Annotated in this window: 1 protein-coding gene; it reads left to right on the forward strand. The window is 42.9% G+C overall.

Annotated elements, in window-relative coordinates; translation table 11 throughout:
• Nucleotides 1-351 (forward strand): hypothetical protein (locus A3735_RS31215; RefSeq protein WP_197485963.1); only part of this gene is annotated, 351 nt, incomplete at its 5' end.
• Between the last annotated feature and the right edge of the window lie 237 nt (nt 352-588).

Here is a 588-nt window from a genome sequence, read left to right on the forward strand (position 1 = left end):
ATACGTGATGACATTGATAAACAAATAATTGATCTATATGAAAATGATAAACGCCGCATACACTTGGCTAGTCGCGCTGCTAAATTAATCCAAGAAATCGCGCAAAATGAAGATTCTCCAGATTATGTCCATACTTTGTATCTCGAGTTAGAATCGATCAAAGTTTGCTGGAAAACACTAACTAGCGAATATCTAGAAGTTACTCTTGATCCGTTAGTTTTAAACACTTATGCAGTTTTGTACCCTTATTTATCGGTCCTTGCTGAAGCTATCAGACTGCATGGATCGGCTCGCGATGAGATTATCAATACCGTCTTAAAGCAAAAATATTTCGAGTTTTGCTCATCATGATCAAACTTAACAAGTTTAGCCTGCATCGCCCAAGGACGCCTTGGGCTGGACTCGCTATCGCTCGCCGCAGCTAAAGGCGTTGGTATGACTCCCCACGTCAAGAGGCCCGCACAAAATCCTGCCGGAACCTCGGCCAGAGCCTTTCTTTTTAATTAACATTCTTCCCGTTAGGGAAGCGTCAACGCATCAGATGAAGCAAGTAATTTCGACGGTGATCATGCTGGTATTCGTGGGTTG

It is taken from the genome of Oleiphilus sp. HI0061, assembly GCF_001635675.1.